Raw genomic sequence first — 16,700 nt, forward strand, 5'->3', positions numbered from 1 at the left:
CCATAGATTTTCCCAAGATACACTAAAACCACACTATATTATCGCAGCCTGGTTGTAAACAGTTACCGTTGGCTTACTTACCTGTAAATTTTTAAAAACAATAAATATAATCAGCATGTTGCACTCAAAGGCCTGCCGCACCTGGAGCTGTTGCCTTATGCAGTTTTCCAAAGCAAACCAGCGGGGGGCATTTTTTGCCATTCAGGGGCTGCCAGGTCACAACGGCACTCAGACGGATAATGCCTGCATGAAGACTTCCAGCATAAAAAAATATGAGTCCGACAGCCAGACAGCAGGAGTGACCATGATTGAGCTGGGCATGGTTCTGGCCGTAATTGGCCTGATTCTCTTCGCTGCTATAGGGGCTTGGAGAAGTGTAGTGGAGTCCAGGCAAATCGCCAGAACCACATCGGTTATGCAGCAGGCAAAAAACTGCCTGGTGGAACGTATGGTTCACTCCCTGCAGTACCCGACGTACAGCGACCTGCAGACTGACCAGCAGGAACCAGCGCAGTGTATAAGCCATGACCCTCAAAAAGATGTGGACGATTGCCTCTGCAGGCCAGGAATAAGGGATGCCTGGGGCAACAGGCTTCGCTTCGTGGAAGGCATCACCGAAGACGGCAATTCGCTGCAGGGAGAATATGCTGTGGACATTCCCTACAGGGAGACGGAAGCAGTCGAGCCTGCTTCTGACTCTTCAGCCATTACTGAGGCCGGCGACAAGACCGGCATAGCCTTTATCCTGATCAGCCCCGGCCCGGATGGTCTTCTGGATGAGCAGGTGTGGCCTGATAATTGCTTCGACGACCAGGACAGCATCACAGGTTCCCTTGCAGACTGCACCCCGGACTTTACAAAACGAAACGACGATCAGTTTTTAATCATAACAGGCCATGAACTGCGGGCCATTCTGTCTGAGTGATATTTAAAGCGGGCCATGCCCGCAACCCAGTTATCTGTTATTTGTTAATTGTTAATAGGGTAAGGTAAGGCAGTTAATTTAGGCGCTTAGCACAAATTTCAAACAAACATGTTGGTAACTTTTTCTGACATCCTGCATAGCAGGGTTTAACTGGGCCTGCTTCCTTGTATGGGATCACGGGCACGGTGTAAACTCCCCTCCTTAGCCAAGGAGGGGCCGGGGGTGGTTATAATCAGACCCTTTCATTAACTCTCCCCGCCTTAGCAAAGGAGGGGCCGGGGGTGGTTGTATAAGATCCCTTCCTTTTTGTGTCCTTTAAGCTTGATCTACTACTTGAATTAGCGTTTCTCCAACCTCTTGTTTTTTTATAACAGGATTGAGAATTAAGGCACTAATAACAATTTACTGACAACTATTATTTTTTAAATCTCCATGATTAAACATAAATTGCCAGGCCGCAGAAACGCGCACATGAAAGTACCGGGCAGATCAAACAGATCCGGCGGCTCACTCGGCTTCACCCTGATAGAAATGTCCGTGGTGCTGGTGGTGCTGGGGCTTTTAGTAGGTGCCTTTGCCCCGCTGATTGTATCCCAGCTCAGGCAGGAAAAGGTTAGCGAAGCCAGAGAGGTTGTCCGCACGGCCAGGGACGAAGTGGTGGGCTTTGCCAGAATGAACCAGAGGCTGCCCACCCGAAGCGAGTTTTCCACCAGAATCGGCCACACCATTGACCCCTGGAATAATGAGCTTTTTTACCTGCCTGCCGCAGAAACAACAACAGAAGATGAAAACAATGAATCCAGCGCGTTATGCCAGGAGAACTCCATCCAGGGGCTAAGCCTCGCACTGCCCGGCCGGCATGACGTTGAAGGCGTCGCCTTTATAATTGGAAGCAAGGGCGCAAATCAGCAGTCCAACACCTATTTTACCAGTGACGACACAAATTTTACGCTAATCACAAGCAGAACCGACGATGGGCTGGATGACGAAGGGGTCGAGGGCAAAGTTGTTATCAAGAGACATGGCGAGGAAGACCAGACAGGCGATAAATATGACGACCTTGTCGAGTTTGTGACCCTGTACTATTTAAACAACCGAGCATGTCCATGATACAGTTGCCGGTTGAATGAAAACCATATTTGCCCAATGCACTCTGCATTCACTACAACTACAAAGCTAAGTCTTTTGCTATGCCGGGGAGAGTAGTAAAAGCTATGCTGTATTATTTGAAAAAAAAAGAATCTTTTTTCGTACAAGGGCACGGTGCTGAATCCGTGACCAAAGTTTAAGAAAGGAGCTTCTTATGAAAAAAAGTCTAGGGCATAGCGTGTGGGAATGCAAATACCACATAGTTTTTGTTCCCATAAGGCGGCGCAAGGTAATATATGGCCATCTAAAAACAGATATCGGACAGATAATCCGAAGGCTGTGTGAGTATAAAGATATTGAAATTATTAAGGGTACGGCCTGTGCGTAACCTTTCAGGTGGTGCCGCAATCGGCTTGGGGACTGTCCCCAAGCCCTATTAGATGCGTCTGCAAAAAGTCTCTTTTGCAGACGCAGTTGACAGTTGACAGATGATAGTTGACAAAAAAAAATCAAAGAGTTATAAAAATACGTTTTAGGACCAAAATCAACTTTTCGACTTTTTGCAGGTGTGTCCTATTATACTTTAAATAAAATAATGTAGAGCAAAGATATGGCTATTTACGCATATCTTGACTAGCCATTAATCTAATCTTACCCACACATCAACCAAATCTCCTGCAGCGCTGTTATAATCATCAATAGCATTGGCTTGACCAGGATCTGTAGTTTGAACCCTACCTGAATTTGATTCTCCGTCGTCAATGGCATTATCTAAAGTTTCTGCCCACTCAACAGGAATATTTTCGTATGTGAAGACATTTATATCTAGATCAAACGGATTGGTGGATGCTGTGGTAGCTCCGTCAGAAAATGCTAAAACCACATCACCACCAAATGGATGTCTGTTTGCTTGTTGTTCCGAAGTCACCAGATCTTCTTCATTTAAAACTTCATACCAAAAATTTGTACCATTATCAATTTCACCATCTGGATCGCCAGGTGTATTTGGATCTCCGTCTCCAGGCAAAGAACCTATTTTATTTTCATAAAGGGCAACTGCTACTCTCATTTCCTGTACATGACGTTCAAGCCTAAAAGACTTTGCAGTATCCCATACACCTTGTGCAGATAAAGTAGCAATGACAATCAAACTTGCAACTATTAACACCATAGCCACTTCCAGCAACGTAAAACCTTGTTCGTTCTTCTTTTTCAACATACCTGCCTCCTTTTATCGCATCCTCACATTAAAAAAGTTGTGTGTCGCCCTGGGAGATAGCGAATAATCTGAGCAATTTTTAAAAATTGCTGGCAGATCCTCAATTAAAGCGACAAGCCTGGTTACCAAAGATACTTGCAAAGTGCCGGTTTCAAAATCTATAAGTAATAAAACAATAAGAAATGCTTTTTTGTCGCTTGTTCCCCAATTTTCTTCAGATAGAGGAGGCAATCAATGGGGGGGGGGTATATCTCACTGCCTATTATTCAGGCTTAATGATAACGCATGAAGTAGGCTGAAAAACAGTGGGGATTCGAGGCAGGAAAACTAAAGAGGATGAATTCACCTCAATGTCCGGAAACCCCGCTGCCATACTCCCAAAAAAAAATCCAGGCCGGTGGCTTTGCGTCACACCTTTTCAGGCTGTGTTGCCTTTGTCAGACATTCAATTCTTTATTAACTTCACCTTACTCCCCATAAAATTGCCCGTCAAGCATTAATGCTTGGAAATTACAAAAAAAATTCGCTAAAAAATCATGATAAAAATACAAAAGTTGTTGTTTACTAAATTTGTTGCAACAAGCAACCAATGATGTTGCCAAAACACATAGAGTAAAGGGTCGAGCAAATACTGCATTCCTTTTGGGTAGTTAAAAAACATATCGACCAATGGCAAAACAACTTTAGTGGACTGAGCTTCTTTCCTGCTTTTTTTGCAATTTGGCCCTGAAGCATGTGATCGCAAAAGTTATTCCTATACATTCAGGAGATGCTGGTAATCACCACCGAGAGTAAACTTCAGGCTTGCTCCTCAACCGTGAGCGGCAGAGCCGCCCGCCTGTCACGCCCCTGGCGTGATGAAACAGACTTTTGTCTCCGCGTAGCGGGTTTCACCGGGGTGTGCAAAGAAGTTGCCAGCCTGTCACGCCTATGGCGTGATTGAATAGCTCAACGAGCTAGCCCGCAGGGCATTCAACTGGGGTGCAAAAAAAATCTTCTCCGGCACGGGGAATCCTGCAGGCATACCCGACTAAAATGCGCTTTGCTGTCCTGCGGAATTTCATCGTGCAGGCAGGCACTCCGCATACACGGTTTTGAAGAATAAGGACATTCAGCAAGGCATTACCCCCTGGCAGACAGGAAACTTTGCATAGTTCCTGCTTTCCCTGAAGGGTTACCCTCAACATCACGATTGCCCAGCACATGCCTGGCCTGAAATGGGGAAAAACAAGGCTGAATTTCCCATAACAAGCCAGGCATGAAATGGGGAAAAACAAGGCTGAATTTCCCATAACAAGCCAGGCATGAAATGGGGAAAAGTCGTCTTTATTGCCCAACTTATACCAGACTTGAAATGGGCAATTGGAGGGCGTAATTGCTCAATTCAGGCCAGGCATGAAATGGAAGGTTTTTATGCAGTTTCGTCCTTGAACCCGGGCCGGGTCATAGCTTTATCTTCTGGTTATTCAAAATTTCAGATTCCATCAGCATCCCTTTGACTTCAGCCCGAAAAGCCGAAAACCGGCTGAACAGCTCATGATAATACTTTTTCAGTATGGATGAAGCTTTCTTTTTATCACCACGGGCTGCATAGGTTTCAGCCAGGGCAACAAGTACACTGGCTGCCCTGTTATAGGCCTTGCGGTGTTTATTGCTGACTATGTGATCGATTCTTTTTTCTCCAATCTCAGTGGCCCAGTTGAAATACTTTTCCAGTTCGCTGCCTGATATTCGGGGCATAGCTATTGCCAGACCTTTTTTGATTTGACTGGAACACTCCTGTTCGACTTCTTCCATAGCAACCGTAAAATGATGGTAAGACGATTGCAGTGAAATCTCACCTGCATAAGAGTCCAGAATAGAAATTGTTACCGAACAGTCCTCATTCAGCCCCCCGGCCATATTTAAAATACTGCTGAACAGCAGTCCGCCCGGACTCGCATACGACCAGCCAACAGGTGTCACATCCCCGGAATATGCAAAGGCGTCCTCAATCCTTCCCGCCATAAGCAGGACCGCTACCAGCATATCTTGTTCAAACAGCTTAAACTCTTCAGTATTCAGGTATTCTACAGCCCCGTCCAACTCCTTTTCCCGGAGGTTATTTTTCTCTGCTTCTTCAATCAACAGCATCAGGGACGTGATGTCCGCGCTGGAAAAAAAGGCTTCTCTTTTTCCCTCCAGGACCAGCTCGTCATTTTCAAGCTGTTTTCCGGCCAGAACAAGGTACTCGGAGGCTTCATCCCGTTGCCTGCCTGGGCTGAGCCTACTCAGTGCCTCCCTGGACACATCTGCTGTCTCCTTCCACGATCCTTTCTCTGCAAGCTGCTCAAGCCAGAATATATAACCCTGAGGCTGCTTGTCGCCCCAGTTTCTGGCCAGTTCACTGATCTTATTTAAATCATTTCTAAGGCCCACAGCCTCAAGCAAAAGGCCGGCACTTCGCTTTCCTGGAACTTCTTCCTGAGAAAGGGCACTTTCCCATTGCAAAAGAAAACCCTCAAAATCCGGCAAGGGATCCACCATGGACTCCACAACATCCTGAAGCATAGGATAAGCATCAGGTGGCGAAAACCCTCCGGAATCGGCAATATCTGGAACCATAACCTCCCAGAAGGCCTCGATCCTCTGCTGGCCAGAAGTAAGCTCATAAACACAGCGACTATGGCGCGCCCTGGCCTCAACCATATCTATCTCCTGGATATAGTGCTCAATGTCAGCCTCATGGATGAGGTCAAAGACGGCTTTGTAAACTTGCCGGGCAGGCTCCAGTTCGCCATTTAAAAAATACCGCCCCGCTTCATCTACAAAGGAGCCAAGCTCCTCCAACTGCTCCTCACTGACGTATTCGGGTTCGTAATCATAGATATCATGCCCTTCAAAATCCTCCAGTTCCTCATATTCTCCGTTCTCTATCGTCTCGATCCTTTCCAGGATGCTTTCTTTCAAAGCCTCGATACCGTCCAGGATATCCTCTGCTGATGCACCCTCCACGGGCTCCGGAGCATCCAGCCCCCGGGGCAGATAACTGGACAGTCTTGAAATAAAGGAGGCACGCTCATGAACACGAGCCTCCCTGGCTATGGACAATATAACCCCCTGCAACTCCTCCTTGCTCAGAGGCTCACAAATGTCTTCAATTTTCTTCAGGTAAGGGCCAAGAGCCATTTTTTCAGACATAATTTTACTTCTTTTGGTTGTTTTCAACCCGATGGGTATAAGCAGGCTGTTCTTCTCTTACGGACTGATCTGAAAACACTTGATCATCCTTTTCCTCGACACATCGTTTTTTTGCGGAGCTCAATTTTACCTGAGCACACAAGAAATTACTTGCTTCTGGATACACTCTCATTTCTGCTCATTTTTGTCTATCAGAATCACTAGCTCTAAGGGCATGGCAACTGCAGCTTCCTGGGTATGCATATAAATATCTCTTATGGTGTGACACAAATGCTTATCAGGCAGGAGGGTGCAGGCAGGTCAGAAAAAGACGCTGGTTATCCGGCCCGGAGCAATGTACCCCGAGCCGGGCGCTTTGGTGGAGGGCTTAGCCCGAAAAATCGTAACCCTTCAGGGGGGAAATATGCCAATTTGCCTGTCTGCCAGGCGGGTAATGCCCTGTGGGGATCTATATTCTTCAAAACCGTGTGTGCGGAGCACCCGTGTGAAGCCTGAAGGCTTCCCGTGCCTAAAAAGATTTTTTTGGCACGGGCAACTTCGTTGCACACGGGCGGCTCTGCCGCTCACGGCTGGGGAGTACGCCTCAAGTCTATTCCCGGTGGCGATTGCTGGCACCCCCTGAATGCTTGCGAAACATCAGTCTATTTTGCCTTGTTGATAATCTCCTGGGCCACTTTTTTGCCGGATCTGAGCATGCCTCCAAATACTGGCCCCATCCTGAAGGAGCCGAAAGTGGCATTGGCGGACATGCCGCATACATAGACCCCGGGAAAGGCCTCTGTGGTGTTTTCTATTGTATGCTCCTCTGCCTTTTCCGCCCACATGGACTTCTCACCTTCCAGCCTGCCTGAAGGCGTATTGAGCCGGGTGTCCATCTTGCTCTCAATGACCTGCATTATCTCCACCGGGTGCCCTGTAGCCTCCACCACGTAATCTGCACGCACGGTCAAAGGATCCACATGCAGCCCGGCGCTCTCCACTGCGGACCAGTTGATGACCAGCCCGGTGATACGGTTTTCCCGGATCATGACGTCTTCTATGCATACCAGGTTGAAAAACCTTGCCCCGGCCTTGGCTGCCTTGGAACCCAGGGTACACACTGCTTCCACCGAGTCCGCAGTATAATAACCCGGAGTGTACTCCACTGACTTGATGTCCAGCTCATCCAGGATCTCCCTGGCCTCTTCCTGGACCACCACCTCGTTGAACATCATGCCCCCGCCCCACATGCCGCCGCCGGGGGCCAGGTTGCGCTCGAACACGGCCGTCTTTTTCCCGGCGCTGGCCAGGTAGTAGGCGGCCACCATCCCGGAAGGACCTGCCCCGCATATGGCCACGTCTAATTCCAGGGAATCCATCAGCTTCTTGGTATAGGTTTCGATAATCGCCCGCGAAATAATGATCTCATCCAGTGCCATTTTCAAGCCTCCTGTTAGATTGTGCTGTATCTGTCCAGGCCCTGCATTCCGGCAGTGCAGTACTCTTCCTGGCCGGGACTTAACAGATACATTCTGTTGAGCAAAAAAAAGGGCTGTTTCCAGAAGAAACAGCCCTGATAAACTTGTCCTTTGCCCTTGAGTGCATGTCAAGTTATGCCAAAGCCGCTTCCCTACGCCGGTATTATCCGGATCAGGTGCGAGGGGTCTTTCGGGAAAATCCGAAATCTCAGGCACAGGCCTCCCCCAGCGACACACAGCTCCCTGATTGCGGAGCATGCATTTAAAGAACGTTAAATCTCGTATCTTAAAGGATTAGAAAACACAAGCAAAAACTTTTATCATCAAGCAGCCGCCTTGACAGAATCAAAGCCGCGGCTTTTATCTACTCCATGTTGGATGCAGCAAAATCCCAGTTTGCCAGCTTGTCCAGCACCGCCTGGACGTAATCCGGACGACGGTTCTGGTAATCCAGGTAATAGGCGTGCTCCCAGACATCAATGGTCAGCAGGGGCTTCATATTGTGCACAAGAGGCATATCCGCGTTCAGGGTCTTGGTCACCTTGAGCCTGCCGCCTTCCAGCACCAGCCAGGCCCATCCGCTGCCGAACTGGGTCACCGCGGCGCTGTGCAGCTCCTTCTTGCAGTCATCCACAGAACCGAAAGCCTCCTCCATCTTCTGCTTGAGAGCTGCCGGAGGCTCTTTGCCACCCTGCGGACTCAGGCTGTTCCAGTAGAAAGTATGGTTCCACACCTGGGCCGCATTATTGAATATGCCCACCTTGTCCGCTTTGTTGTGCGTCGCCTGAACTATCTCCTCCAGAGATTTTCCCTCCAGGTCGGTTCCGGATATAAACTTGTTCAGGTTGGTTACATAGGTTTGATGGTGCTTGCCGTAATGAAATTCCAGTGTTCTGGCTGAAATCACCGGTTCCAGGGCATCCTGGGCAAAAGGCAGCGGCGGCAGTACATGCTCTGCCTTGCCTGCATTATCCTGACTCATAAAAAACCTCCCTCTTTGCTTTGCTGTAAAAAACCATGCATCATGCATGGAGTATCCAGTATGTTGACGTGCTGATATTTATATCTCCAGGCCTGTCTGTCAAGGAGGAAGAGTTTCAAAGATGAAACGCAGCTTTTTCTCACCTTATGCTCCCAAAAGTTGGCACCTGCCTATTCAGGTAAGCGGAAAAGCCTCAGGCATTGGCAAGGCATAAAAATTAAATGTAATAATTTCAAGCAGTTAAATTAAATAAAAATCGTCCTGCAAAAAATACAGGTGGTCCATATATTGCATGCGCAACAGACTTGAAGTTTTTTACTCAGGAGGAGCTTACAACCATGAAACTGGGCAGGATATTTATTATCATAACCGCGGGCATATGCCTGCTGGCCATAGCTGCTTTAACCTATACCACCAACAGAACAATGGAGCGGGAACTGACTTCTGAATACGAAGAAAAAGCAGAGACACTCCTGTTCAGTATGAAGGCTGTACGCAGCCATATTGGATCAGTTGTACGACCAGAAGCTACTGATCTGCTTGGCGAAGACGAATTCATGGTGGAACTGCAATCCACTTCTTATGCCGCCAACCAGGTTTTTCAGCAGATCCCGGAAGAGCACAGACACGAAATTACTTTCCGCACCCCCTCCACCAAACCCATGAACCCGGACAACGACGCCACCCCGGTGGAAGCAGAACTTATCCGCACCCTGGACCGCATGCACCGCGACGGCAAGGATGAGCTGGAGTGGCGGGGCATTCGCAATGTTGACGGAGAGGATTATTACATTATCGCTCAGGGAGAAGAGAACAGGGCGGACTGTCTTCCCTGTCACCGTCAGCCTGAAGATGCACCGGAGTCCATGCGGGAAAGATACCCCTTTGACTCCCCGCCCCGCCTCGAAGACAGGGTTGAAACCGCAGAGGTGGTCTACATCCCCATGAGTTCCATGTACGAGACAATACGCCAGTCGAATCAGTTCCTGTTTATAATGGGCGGACTGGGAGTACTGGCCATCATCCTGGGAGTATACCTCTTGTTTTCCAGGCTCATCAGCAGGCCGTTAAACAGCCTGCAGTCCTATGCCCTGGCCGTTGAGCAGGGAAACCTGGACAGTTCGATACAGGGCAACTTCAAGGGAGAACTGGCCTCTCTGAAAAACTCTGTACAGAGCATGGTAGTAAAATTAAAGGACAAGATAGATGAGTCTCAAGAAAAATCTCAAGAGGCCGAGACCCAGTCGCAAAAAGCCATGCAGGCTGTAAAAGAAGCTGAAGAGGCCAAAAAACAGGCTGAAAAAGCCAAAGTGCAGGGCATGCAGCATGCTGCAGACAGCGTGGATGAAATTGTGGAAAAGCTCAATTCCAACCTTCAGGAGTTGTCCAGACAGGTAAACCACTCTTCACAAAGCGCCAAATCCCAGAACGAAAGGGTTGGGGAAAGCTCCACAGCAATGGAAGAGATGAACGCAACTGTATTGGAGGTCTCCAGAAACTCCTCGAATGTAGCCCAGAAGGCCGAAGACTCCAAGGAACGAGCCGTTGAGGGCTCCGAGATCGTTCAAAAGGCCGTGGAGGCCATTTTGAAGGTCCAGGACCATGCAGGCTCCCTGCGGACCAACCTGGGCAAGCTGGGTGAAGAAGCCGAGGACATCAGCAAGATAATGAACGTCATCGACGATATAGCCGATCAGACCAATCTGCTGGCCCTCAATGCTGCAATCGAGGCCGCCCGGGCCGGAGAGGCCGGACGTGGCTTTGCCGTTGTGGCCGACGAGGTCCGCAAACTGGCCGAGAAGACCATGAACGCCACCAAGGAGGTAAGCCAGGCCATCTCGTCAATCCAGGACGGAACCAGGACCAACATTGAAGCCATGGAAAGTGCTGTAGAGGCCGTCCAGGAAGCAACAGAAATGGCCAAGCAGTCAGGCAGGGCACTGGAAGAGATCGTACAGCTCATAAGTGCTGCTGCCGATGAGGTGCGCTCCATTGCCACGGCTACAGAGCAGCAGTCCACTTCCAGCGAAGAAATAAATGCCAGCCTGGAGGAGATCAGCAGACTCTCCTCAAGCACAGCCGAGGCCATGGAACATTCGGATCAGGCCATCTCCGAACTGGTCAAGCAGGTGAACATGCTCCAGGACTTAGTGAGAGAACTCAAGGAAGAAAAATAGACCCTGGAAATAACCGATAAAACAAAGAAACAAAAAAGCCGGGCAGGTTAACCTGTCCGGCTTTTTTTGCGGCATACCTGCAGTCATGCGCACTTTACCACCTGGTTCAAAAGCAAATACCGGAAAAATATCTTGCCAGTCCGGGGTAAAACTGGCAATTTATATTACCAGATTCTCAATAAACATTACCAGATTCTCAATAAACATTCTCGGAGCCTAACAAATGAAGCAAGTCCTTCAAGAGATAATACTTGATTTTCAGGAACTCCAGCTGGAGACCGGGACGCCCAGACGACTGAAGCTGACAACCCTTCCAGGCAAGGCCAGTGTATGTATTGGGGTTCGCCGCTGCGGAAAATCTACGTATCTGTTCCAGATCATGGAACAATTGAAAAGAGACGGGGTGCAGGCGGAAAACATTCTTTATCTGAACTTTTTCGATGACAGGCTGCATGCCCTGCAGCACATGGGCCTCGAGGTGATTCTGGAAGCCTATTTCGGGTTATACCCTGAGAAAAAGAACTCCCGGACGGTCTATTGTTTTTTTGATGAAGTTCAGGCGCTACCAGGCTGGGAGCCCTTTGTTGACAGGCTCATGCGTACCGAGAAATGCCAGGTCTATTTGACGGGATCTTCCGCCAGGATGCTCTCAAAGGAGATAGCCACGCAGATGCGCGGCCGGGCCATATCCTGGGAGCTTTTCCCTTTTTCTTTCCGGGAATTTCTTGATGCCAAAGGGATAAAAAGCAGCGGACCACACTCGGCCAAGAAGCGCCTGACCATCCGCAAAGCTTTCGAGGACTACTGGGAAACCGGTGGCTTCCCCGAGGTCACTGGACTTGAAAAATACTTGCGCCTCAAAATCCACCAGGAGTACTTCCAGGCCGTTCTCTTCAGGGATGTGGTAGAACGTCACAACATTTCACACCCCAGAGCAGTGACAGATCTGGCCCACCGTCTGATGGATAACATCGCATCCCTTCACACGGTGAACAGACTGACTGGATATCTCAAGTCCCTTGGGCACAAGTCCCCGAAAGCAGCTGTATCAGACTACCTGGAGTGGTTCGAAGATGCATTTTTTTTCTTTTCTGTAAGGATCTTCGACCCTTCTTTAAGTCGAAGCAAAACAAACCCTAGAAAAATATACTGTATCGATCATTCACTTGTCACCTCAGTAGCTTCAGGTATTCTCATCAACTCCGGTCACCTGCTGGAAAACATGATATTTACAGCTCTTCGTCGTCTGACGTCGGATATCTGGTATTATAAAACAGCCAAAGGACTGGAAGTGGATTTTATCATACACCTGCAGGATAGATCCCGCCGTTTGATCCAGGTGTGCGAAACATTGTCCCATAAAGACACGAGGACACGGGAACTCCGCGCCCTTGACCAGGCCATGGAGGAACTGGGCCTTGATTCTGGAACACTGGTTACACGGGACCATGATGAGGACATGGAACTTAATGGAAGGCGAATCGAAATCATTTCCGCCTGGCGCTTTCTGCTGAGCCTTCCTGATGAGTAAGAGGAGTCCTGTGTGCCATATCCTATTTTTTTGCAGCAACGATAACCCCGCAGAAAAAAAGCCGGGCTGGTTAACCTGTCCGGCTTTTTTTTGTCACATGCTTTCAACTGCACATCAGGATTCTGCCTGAAGTGCCTGTGTCTCCTCGGAAGTCTTCACTGCGCAGAGCTTGCCGCACATGGAACAGGTCCTCCCGTCTTCTGCTATCTGCATCCTGCTGCGCACCAGGTCCGGATCCAGGGCACTTTTTATCATGCCCTCCCAGTCCAGGGTCTGGCGGCAGTGTGCCATCTTCCGGTCCTTATCAGCAGAACCGGGAAGCCCCTTGCTCAAGTCGGCTATATGCCCTGCAATCCTGGCGGCCATCACTCCCTGGTAGACATCATCCTCTGCCGGCAGAGCCAGGTGCTCGGCCGGGGTGACGTAGCACAGAAAGTCAGCCCCGGCTGCTCCGGCTACGGCTCCGCCGATTGCCGAGGTAATATGGTCGTAGCCTGCAGCAATATCCGTGGGCAGGGGCCCCAGGATATAAAAAGGAGCATTGCGGCAGAGCTTTTTCTGCAGCTGGATCTGGGTTTTTATTTCATTCAGGGGCACATGGCCCGGACCCTCGATCATGACCTGCACCCCGCGTTCAAAGGCCCTGCCGGCCAGCTCGGCCAGGATCATGAGCTCTTCCACCTGGGCCCCGTCCAGTGAATCTTCGATGCAGCCGGGACGAAACCCGTCCCCCAGGCTCAAGGTCACGTCATACTTTTCAGCAATATCCAAAAGGGCATCAAAGTCCTGGTACAAAGGATTTTCCTGCCCGTTGGCCCTTATCCACTGCATGTGCATGGAGCCGCCGCGGCTGACGCAGGGCATAATGCGTTTGAAATGCTCCAGCCTCTGAACCGATTGCGTGGTTATCCCGCAATGCACCGTTATATAATCCACTCCCTGGCTGCACTGCAGTTCTATTTCCCGGAACAGCTCCTCAGGAGTTATGTCGTGCATGGGCCGGCCATGCCTGAGCATTTTGGCGGCCAGTCCGTAAATGGGCACGGTACCCAGCATGACAGGGCTTTTTTTCAGAAACATCCAGCGAAGCTGGTCCAGGTCTCCGCCGGTGGATAGATCCATTATGGAATCCGCCCCGGCCCTTAATGCAGCCGCGAGCTTCTTCTCCTCTGCAGCCATGTCGGCGCATTCTCCGCTGGTGCCCAGATTGGCGTTGACCTTGGTCTTGAGTCCTTCGCCAATGGCTTTTATTGAGGCGAAGTCGTGCACTGCGTTTTTGGGCAGCACCGCCCTGCCCCGGGCGATGAGGCTGCAAAGATCCTCGGCGCTTATGGGCTCGCCTTCTGCCGCAGTGTGCATCTCCGGGGTGACAACCCCGGCCCTGGCCTTTTGAAGCTGTGTTTTCATGAGAGTCCTCCTGTGATGGATTTCAGGAGGGAAGAGGTAAGCTGACCTGGGGGAACACCGGCCCTGAGCAGGGTCCGGAAGTGAAAAGTCCTTGGTCGATTGCTCGCCAATCCCTCCGCCGGTATTATCCGGATCAGGTTCTTGGGGTGCTTCTCAGCCCTTATCCCGATAAGGGCGCCCCCTGGCGTTTAGATCAAGAGTAAAACATATAATCGCATACAGGGCAAGTAAAATAATTTATCATCTGAAGGTAACCATTCAGGGGGTCCTCGGTGGTGATTACTGGCACAAGGCCTGGGGACTGTCCCTCGCTGTGTAGGTCTGTGCAGGATCACGGAATTTTGCGCTTGTAATATTGGTGATTGTGAAGGCAATGTGTCGCGGGGACTGTCCCCAGGCCGATTTCGGCACCCCCTGAATGGTTACAGTCAAAGTGATGCCAGTTGGCGGCATGGTAAGTAATCTGAACTGGTCCAGAATTCGCTTAAGACCGGGAAAGAGATGGCCTCTTCCCTTCATGGCCCTTCACCTGTCCAATGAAATAATGCAGCAGTCCAGATTTGCTGAATTTCACCGGGATGCTCTTCATGGTGGATATTTCTTATTCTTCAGACAGAGAATCAGCTAACAGAAATATCTACTCTCTCTTCCTTGTTCCGGCCATCCTGTATATCTCTTTATCCCTTCTTGGACCTACAGCCAGAACATAAACCTGTTCCTGGAAAACCCTGGACACAACCCTGCAGTCCCCAACACTGAGTTTTCTGAAATCAGTCAGATTTCCGGACAGAGGGAGGCCAAAATCCAGAGGAGCACGGGTCAGCTTGGAATCTATGGCTCTGACGACCCGACCGGCCATAGCTGGACCAAGACTTAACAGGTCCTCTTCAACATCCTGGTGGTAAATTACAGTCCAGGTCACCTGGAAAATCTCTCCATGATCTGTTCATGGGACAGAGCTTTTTTCGGGTCAAAAGTTTCCTGCCGGACCAGGGCAAGAGAGGCCATCCGCAAATCTTCAAGCTCCTCCTGCATGGCCTGGAAAGCTTCCATGGACAAAAGCACCGCCTTGGGAGAGTTGTTTTTCAGGACTATCATCTTTTCCATCTCACCTCTGTCAAAAGCGTCCAGGGTTGCGGATGTTTTCTTGGACAGGTTGGTAGCAGAGATGTATTCATCTTGTCTCATAATTATACCCTCTTTTACAGAACAATAATTCTGAAAATAATCCGATTTTATGCAATCGTCAAGACATGCACCCTGAAGTACCTGAAGAGCATCCCGGTTAAATCGCTTCGGGGGATATGAATATTAAGGCCCTTTCAAAAACAATATGCAAGACACAAGGTCGAAATCACCAAAGAATACAACTTGACCTTGCTCCAGACAGAGTTTACATAAAAAAGTATAAACTATGTCCCGGAGGCACCATGAAAACAACGGCCAAGGACTTAAGGTTTTTCTCCAGGGAAATCCTGGACACAGTCAGCAGAGGGGAAGAAGTGATTATCACCTACCGCGGCAAACCCTGCGCCAGACTTGTCCCTTACCAGGCAGCCAAGGACGATGAGTACAAGGAAAAATTGTTCGGAATGTGGCAGGATAACGAATCTGTTGCAGATGTGGATGGCTACATTCGAAGATTACGCCAGGGAAGATTCGCATGATCTTGGATACAGACGTCCTGATCTGGTATCTTAAGGGTAACCAGAATGCATTTCGAATCATCGAGGAGTCGGAATACTTCTACATCTCTGTGGTGACCTACATGGAGCTGGTCCAGGGCATGAGAAACAAGCAAGAACTGGCCACTCTGCGCAAAGCCCTGCATGCATGGAAAACTCAGATTCTGTATATTTCCGAGGAAATCTCCATAAAAGCCATGTTCTATGTTGAGGAGCACTTTCTCAGCCACTCCGTCCAGCTGGCAGATGCCCTGATTGCAGCTACTGCACAGGTGCATGCACAGCCTGTCCTCACTGGTAACGATAAACATTACAGGGCCCTGAAAGGCCTTGAAATCAAGAAATTTCAGCCGTAGCCCTGAATAATCATCAGCAGCTAATTCTTGAACGGCCGGTACAACGGATCTCCCACCAGGACCATCTTCCAGGACCAGGATGGTATGGAATTAAAATAGACTTCTGCCAGACTAAGACGCCCGTCCGTAAGCAGGGCAAAAAGATCTCCGGAGGGGGAAAGGCCTGCACGTACGGCTCGCCCACCGGCCCCAGAGTGGCAGCTACACCTTCTTCCAGCATCCTCTTGCACCAGTACTCTCCCCTTCTCAGGCTCTGGCACTCCTGGCTGGCAATATGATACCCCACAGAACCAGGCTGCCATTCAAAGGCCGGCACATACCTGGCCAGACTGTACCAGCCCGCATACAGGGCTGCTTCAGGGCAGTCCCCGGGCTGAAAAAGCGCGCTGGTCTCCTCAACTGTTACCGGCATAATGTCATTGGACTGCAGATGCAGCGCAGCCTGGTGCAGGGAGTAATCATACAGGCCGTAGCCCCCCTGGGGACGCTCATCAGGCATGGGCCATCTGGCGTCAAAGTATGCCCTGCCCTGCAGGCCTGCTTCCTCTGTCTGGATCTTGTTGGCCACTACCAGGATCTCCTCGGGCTTGAGAGAAGCCCCGGCCTCTTTCTGCTGCAGAAAGCTTACTGCCATCACCACAACAATCATCAAAAAAACAAAACCGTATCTGTTGATAAACATAAGCCTTGCC

General features: G+C 49.7%; 14 protein-coding genes, 1 pseudogene and 3 riboswitches. Of the genes and pseudogenes, 7 read left to right on the plus strand and 8 right to left on the minus strand.

Annotation, left to right across the window (positions count from 1 at the left end; all coding sequences use genetic code 11):
* Nucleotides 1–157: 157 nt before the first annotated feature.
* From DTHIO_RS00405 to DTHIO_RS20210, 3 genes and pseudogenes are all read left to right on the plus strand, one after another.
* Nucleotides 158–925, plus strand: coding sequence for a type II secretion system protein (locus tag DTHIO_RS00405; protein WP_008868388.1), 768 nt, complete (start codon nt 158–160; stop codon nt 923–925).
* A 432-nt stretch (nt 926–1,357) separates the two neighbouring features.
* Nucleotides 1,358–2,035: a prepilin-type N-terminal cleavage/methylation domain-containing protein gene (locus DTHIO_RS00410; RefSeq protein ID WP_008868389.1), complete on the plus strand. Its 678-nt coding sequence runs from the start codon at nt 1,358–1,360 to the stop codon at nt 2,033–2,035.
* A gap of 193 nt (nt 2,036–2,228) precedes the next feature.
* Nucleotides 2,229–2,399: pseudogene (locus DTHIO_RS20210) on the plus strand (transposase); the annotation flags it as partial.
* 255 nt (nt 2,400–2,654) lie between these two features.
* On the opposite strand, the gene DTHIO_RS00420 reads toward DTHIO_RS20210, so the two are convergent.
* From DTHIO_RS00420 to DTHIO_RS00440, 4 genes are all read right to left on the minus strand, one after another.
* On the minus strand, nt 2,655–3,233 hold the full coding sequence (locus DTHIO_RS00420; RefSeq protein WP_008868391.1) for a type II secretion system protein: 579 nt from the start codon (nt 3,231–3,233) through the stop codon (nt 2,655–2,657).
* Between the two features lie 353 nt (nt 3,234–3,586).
* Nucleotides 3,587–3,676: riboswitch (cyclic di-GMP riboswitch) on the minus strand.
* Nucleotides 3,677–4,676: 1,000 nt separating this feature from the next.
* Nucleotides 4,677–6,413, minus strand: a complete 1,737-nt coding sequence (locus DTHIO_RS00430; protein WP_008868392.1) for a hypothetical protein — start codon at nt 6,411–6,413, stop codon at nt 4,677–4,679.
* A 641-nt stretch (nt 6,414–7,054) separates the two neighbouring features.
* On the minus strand, nt 7,055–7,831 hold the full coding sequence (locus DTHIO_RS00435; RefSeq protein WP_008868393.1) for a sulfide-dependent adenosine diphosphate thiazole synthase: 777 nt from the start codon (nt 7,829–7,831) through the stop codon (nt 7,055–7,057).
* 171 nt (nt 7,832–8,002) lie between these two features.
* A riboswitch (TPP riboswitch) is annotated at nt 8,003–8,107 on the minus strand.
* Between the two features lie 127 nt (nt 8,108–8,234).
* Nucleotides 8,235–8,852: a superoxide dismutase gene (locus DTHIO_RS00440; RefSeq protein WP_008868394.1), complete on the minus strand. Its 618-nt coding sequence runs from the start codon at nt 8,850–8,852 to the stop codon at nt 8,235–8,237.
* A gap of 338 nt (nt 8,853–9,190) precedes the next feature.
* Here DTHIO_RS00440 and DTHIO_RS00445 point away from each other — a divergent pair, with 338 nt between their 5' ends.
* Nucleotides 9,191–11,029, plus strand: a complete 1,839-nt coding sequence (locus tag DTHIO_RS00445) for a methyl-accepting chemotaxis protein (RefSeq protein WP_008868395.1) — start codon at nt 9,191–9,193, stop codon at nt 11,027–11,029.
* 223 nt (nt 11,030–11,252) lie between these two features.
* Nucleotides 11,253–12,560, plus strand: a complete 1,308-nt coding sequence (locus DTHIO_RS00450; protein WP_008868396.1) for an ATP-binding protein — start codon at nt 11,253–11,255, stop codon at nt 12,558–12,560.
* Nucleotides 12,561–12,674: 114 nt separating this feature from the next.
* Here the strand turns inward: DTHIO_RS00450 and thiC are convergent, their stop codons facing one another.
* The 3 genes from thiC to DTHIO_RS00470 all read right to left on the minus strand — a co-directional run bounded on the left by thiC (nt 12,675) and on the right by DTHIO_RS00470 (nt 15,155).
* Nucleotides 12,675–13,967 (minus strand): phosphomethylpyrimidine synthase ThiC, encoded by a 1,293-nt coding sequence (thiC, locus tag DTHIO_RS00455; protein WP_008868397.1) that lies wholly within the window; start codon nt 13,965–13,967, stop codon nt 12,675–12,677.
* A 92-nt stretch (nt 13,968–14,059) separates the two neighbouring features.
* Nucleotides 14,060–14,159: riboswitch (TPP riboswitch) on the minus strand.
* A 445-nt stretch (nt 14,160–14,604) separates the two neighbouring features.
* Nucleotides 14,605–14,889, minus strand: coding sequence for a type II toxin-antitoxin system RelE family toxin (locus DTHIO_RS00465; protein WP_008868399.1), 285 nt, complete (start codon nt 14,887–14,889; stop codon nt 14,605–14,607).
* Complete coding sequence (locus DTHIO_RS00470; RefSeq protein ID WP_008868400.1) at nt 14,886–15,155, minus strand: type II toxin-antitoxin system Phd/YefM family antitoxin; 270 nt, start codon at nt 15,153–15,155, stop codon at nt 14,886–14,888. Before DTHIO_RS00470 ends, DTHIO_RS00465 begins: the two co-directional genes overlap by 4 nt.
* A 242-nt stretch (nt 15,156–15,397) precedes the next feature.
* On the opposite strand from DTHIO_RS00470, the gene DTHIO_RS00475 reads away from it, so the two are divergent.
* Nucleotides 15,398–15,634, plus strand: a complete 237-nt coding sequence (locus DTHIO_RS00475; RefSeq protein WP_008868401.1) for a type II toxin-antitoxin system Phd/YefM family antitoxin — start codon at nt 15,398–15,400, stop codon at nt 15,632–15,634.
* Nucleotides 15,631–16,008, plus strand: a complete 378-nt coding sequence (locus tag DTHIO_RS00480) for a type II toxin-antitoxin system VapC family toxin (RefSeq protein WP_008868402.1) — start codon at nt 15,631–15,633, stop codon at nt 16,006–16,008. Before DTHIO_RS00475 ends, DTHIO_RS00480 begins: the two co-directional genes overlap by 4 nt.
* Before the next feature lie 13 nt (nt 16,009–16,021).
* Here DTHIO_RS00480 and DTHIO_RS00485 read toward each other — a convergent pair whose 3' ends face one another.
* Entirely contained in the window at nt 16,022–16,690 is a 669-nt protein-coding gene (locus DTHIO_RS00485; RefSeq protein WP_008868403.1) for a TIGR03790 family protein, read from the minus strand.
* Between the last annotated feature and the right edge of the window lie 10 nt (nt 16,691–16,700).

It is taken from the genome of Desulfonatronospira thiodismutans ASO3-1, assembly GCF_000174435.1.
GTDB classification, from domain to species: Bacteria; Desulfobacterota; Desulfovibrionia; order Desulfovibrionales; family Desulfonatronovibrionaceae; genus Desulfonatronospira; species Desulfonatronospira thiodismutans.

Coding starts and splice junctions, on each gene's coding strand:
- DTHIO_RS00475 (WP_008868401.1), top strand. CDS start 15,398: ATGAAAACAACGGCCAAGGACTTAAGGTTTTTCTCCAGGGAAATCCTG.
- DTHIO_RS00470 (WP_008868400.1), bottom strand. CDS start 15,155: ATGAGACAAGATGAATACATCTCTGCTACCAACCTGTCCAAGAAAACA.
- DTHIO_RS00420 (WP_008868391.1), bottom strand. CDS start 3,233: ATGTTGAAAAAGAAGAACGAACAAGGTTTTACGTTGCTGGAAGTGGCT.
- DTHIO_RS00435 (WP_008868393.1), bottom strand. CDS start 7,831: ATGGCACTGGATGAGATCATTATTTCGCGGGCGATTATCGAAACCTAT.
- DTHIO_RS00485 (WP_008868403.1), bottom strand. CDS start 16,690: ATGTTTATCAACAGATACGGTTTTGTTTTTTTGATGATTGTTGTGGTG.
- DTHIO_RS00445 (WP_008868395.1), top strand. CDS start 9,191: ATGAAACTGGGCAGGATATTTATTATCATAACCGCGGGCATATGCCTG.
- DTHIO_RS00450 (WP_008868396.1), top strand. CDS start 11,253: ATGAAGCAAGTCCTTCAAGAGATAATACTTGATTTTCAGGAACTCCAG.
- DTHIO_RS00440 (WP_008868394.1), bottom strand. CDS start 8,852: ATGAGTCAGGATAATGCAGGCAAGGCAGAGCATGTACTGCCGCCGCTG.
- DTHIO_RS00405 (WP_008868388.1), top strand. CDS start 158: ATGCAGTTTTCCAAAGCAAACCAGCGGGGGGCATTTTTTGCCATTCAG.
- DTHIO_RS00410 (WP_008868389.1), top strand. CDS start 1,358: ATGATTAAACATAAATTGCCAGGCCGCAGAAACGCGCACATGAAAGTA.
- DTHIO_RS00430 (WP_008868392.1), bottom strand. CDS start 6,413: ATGTCTGAAAAAATGGCTCTTGGCCCTTACCTGAAGAAAATTGAAGAC.
- DTHIO_RS00480 (WP_008868402.1), top strand. CDS start 15,631: ATGATCTTGGATACAGACGTCCTGATCTGGTATCTTAAGGGTAACCAG.
- thiC (WP_008868397.1), bottom strand. CDS start 13,967: ATGAAAACACAGCTTCAAAAGGCCAGGGCCGGGGTTGTCACCCCGGAG.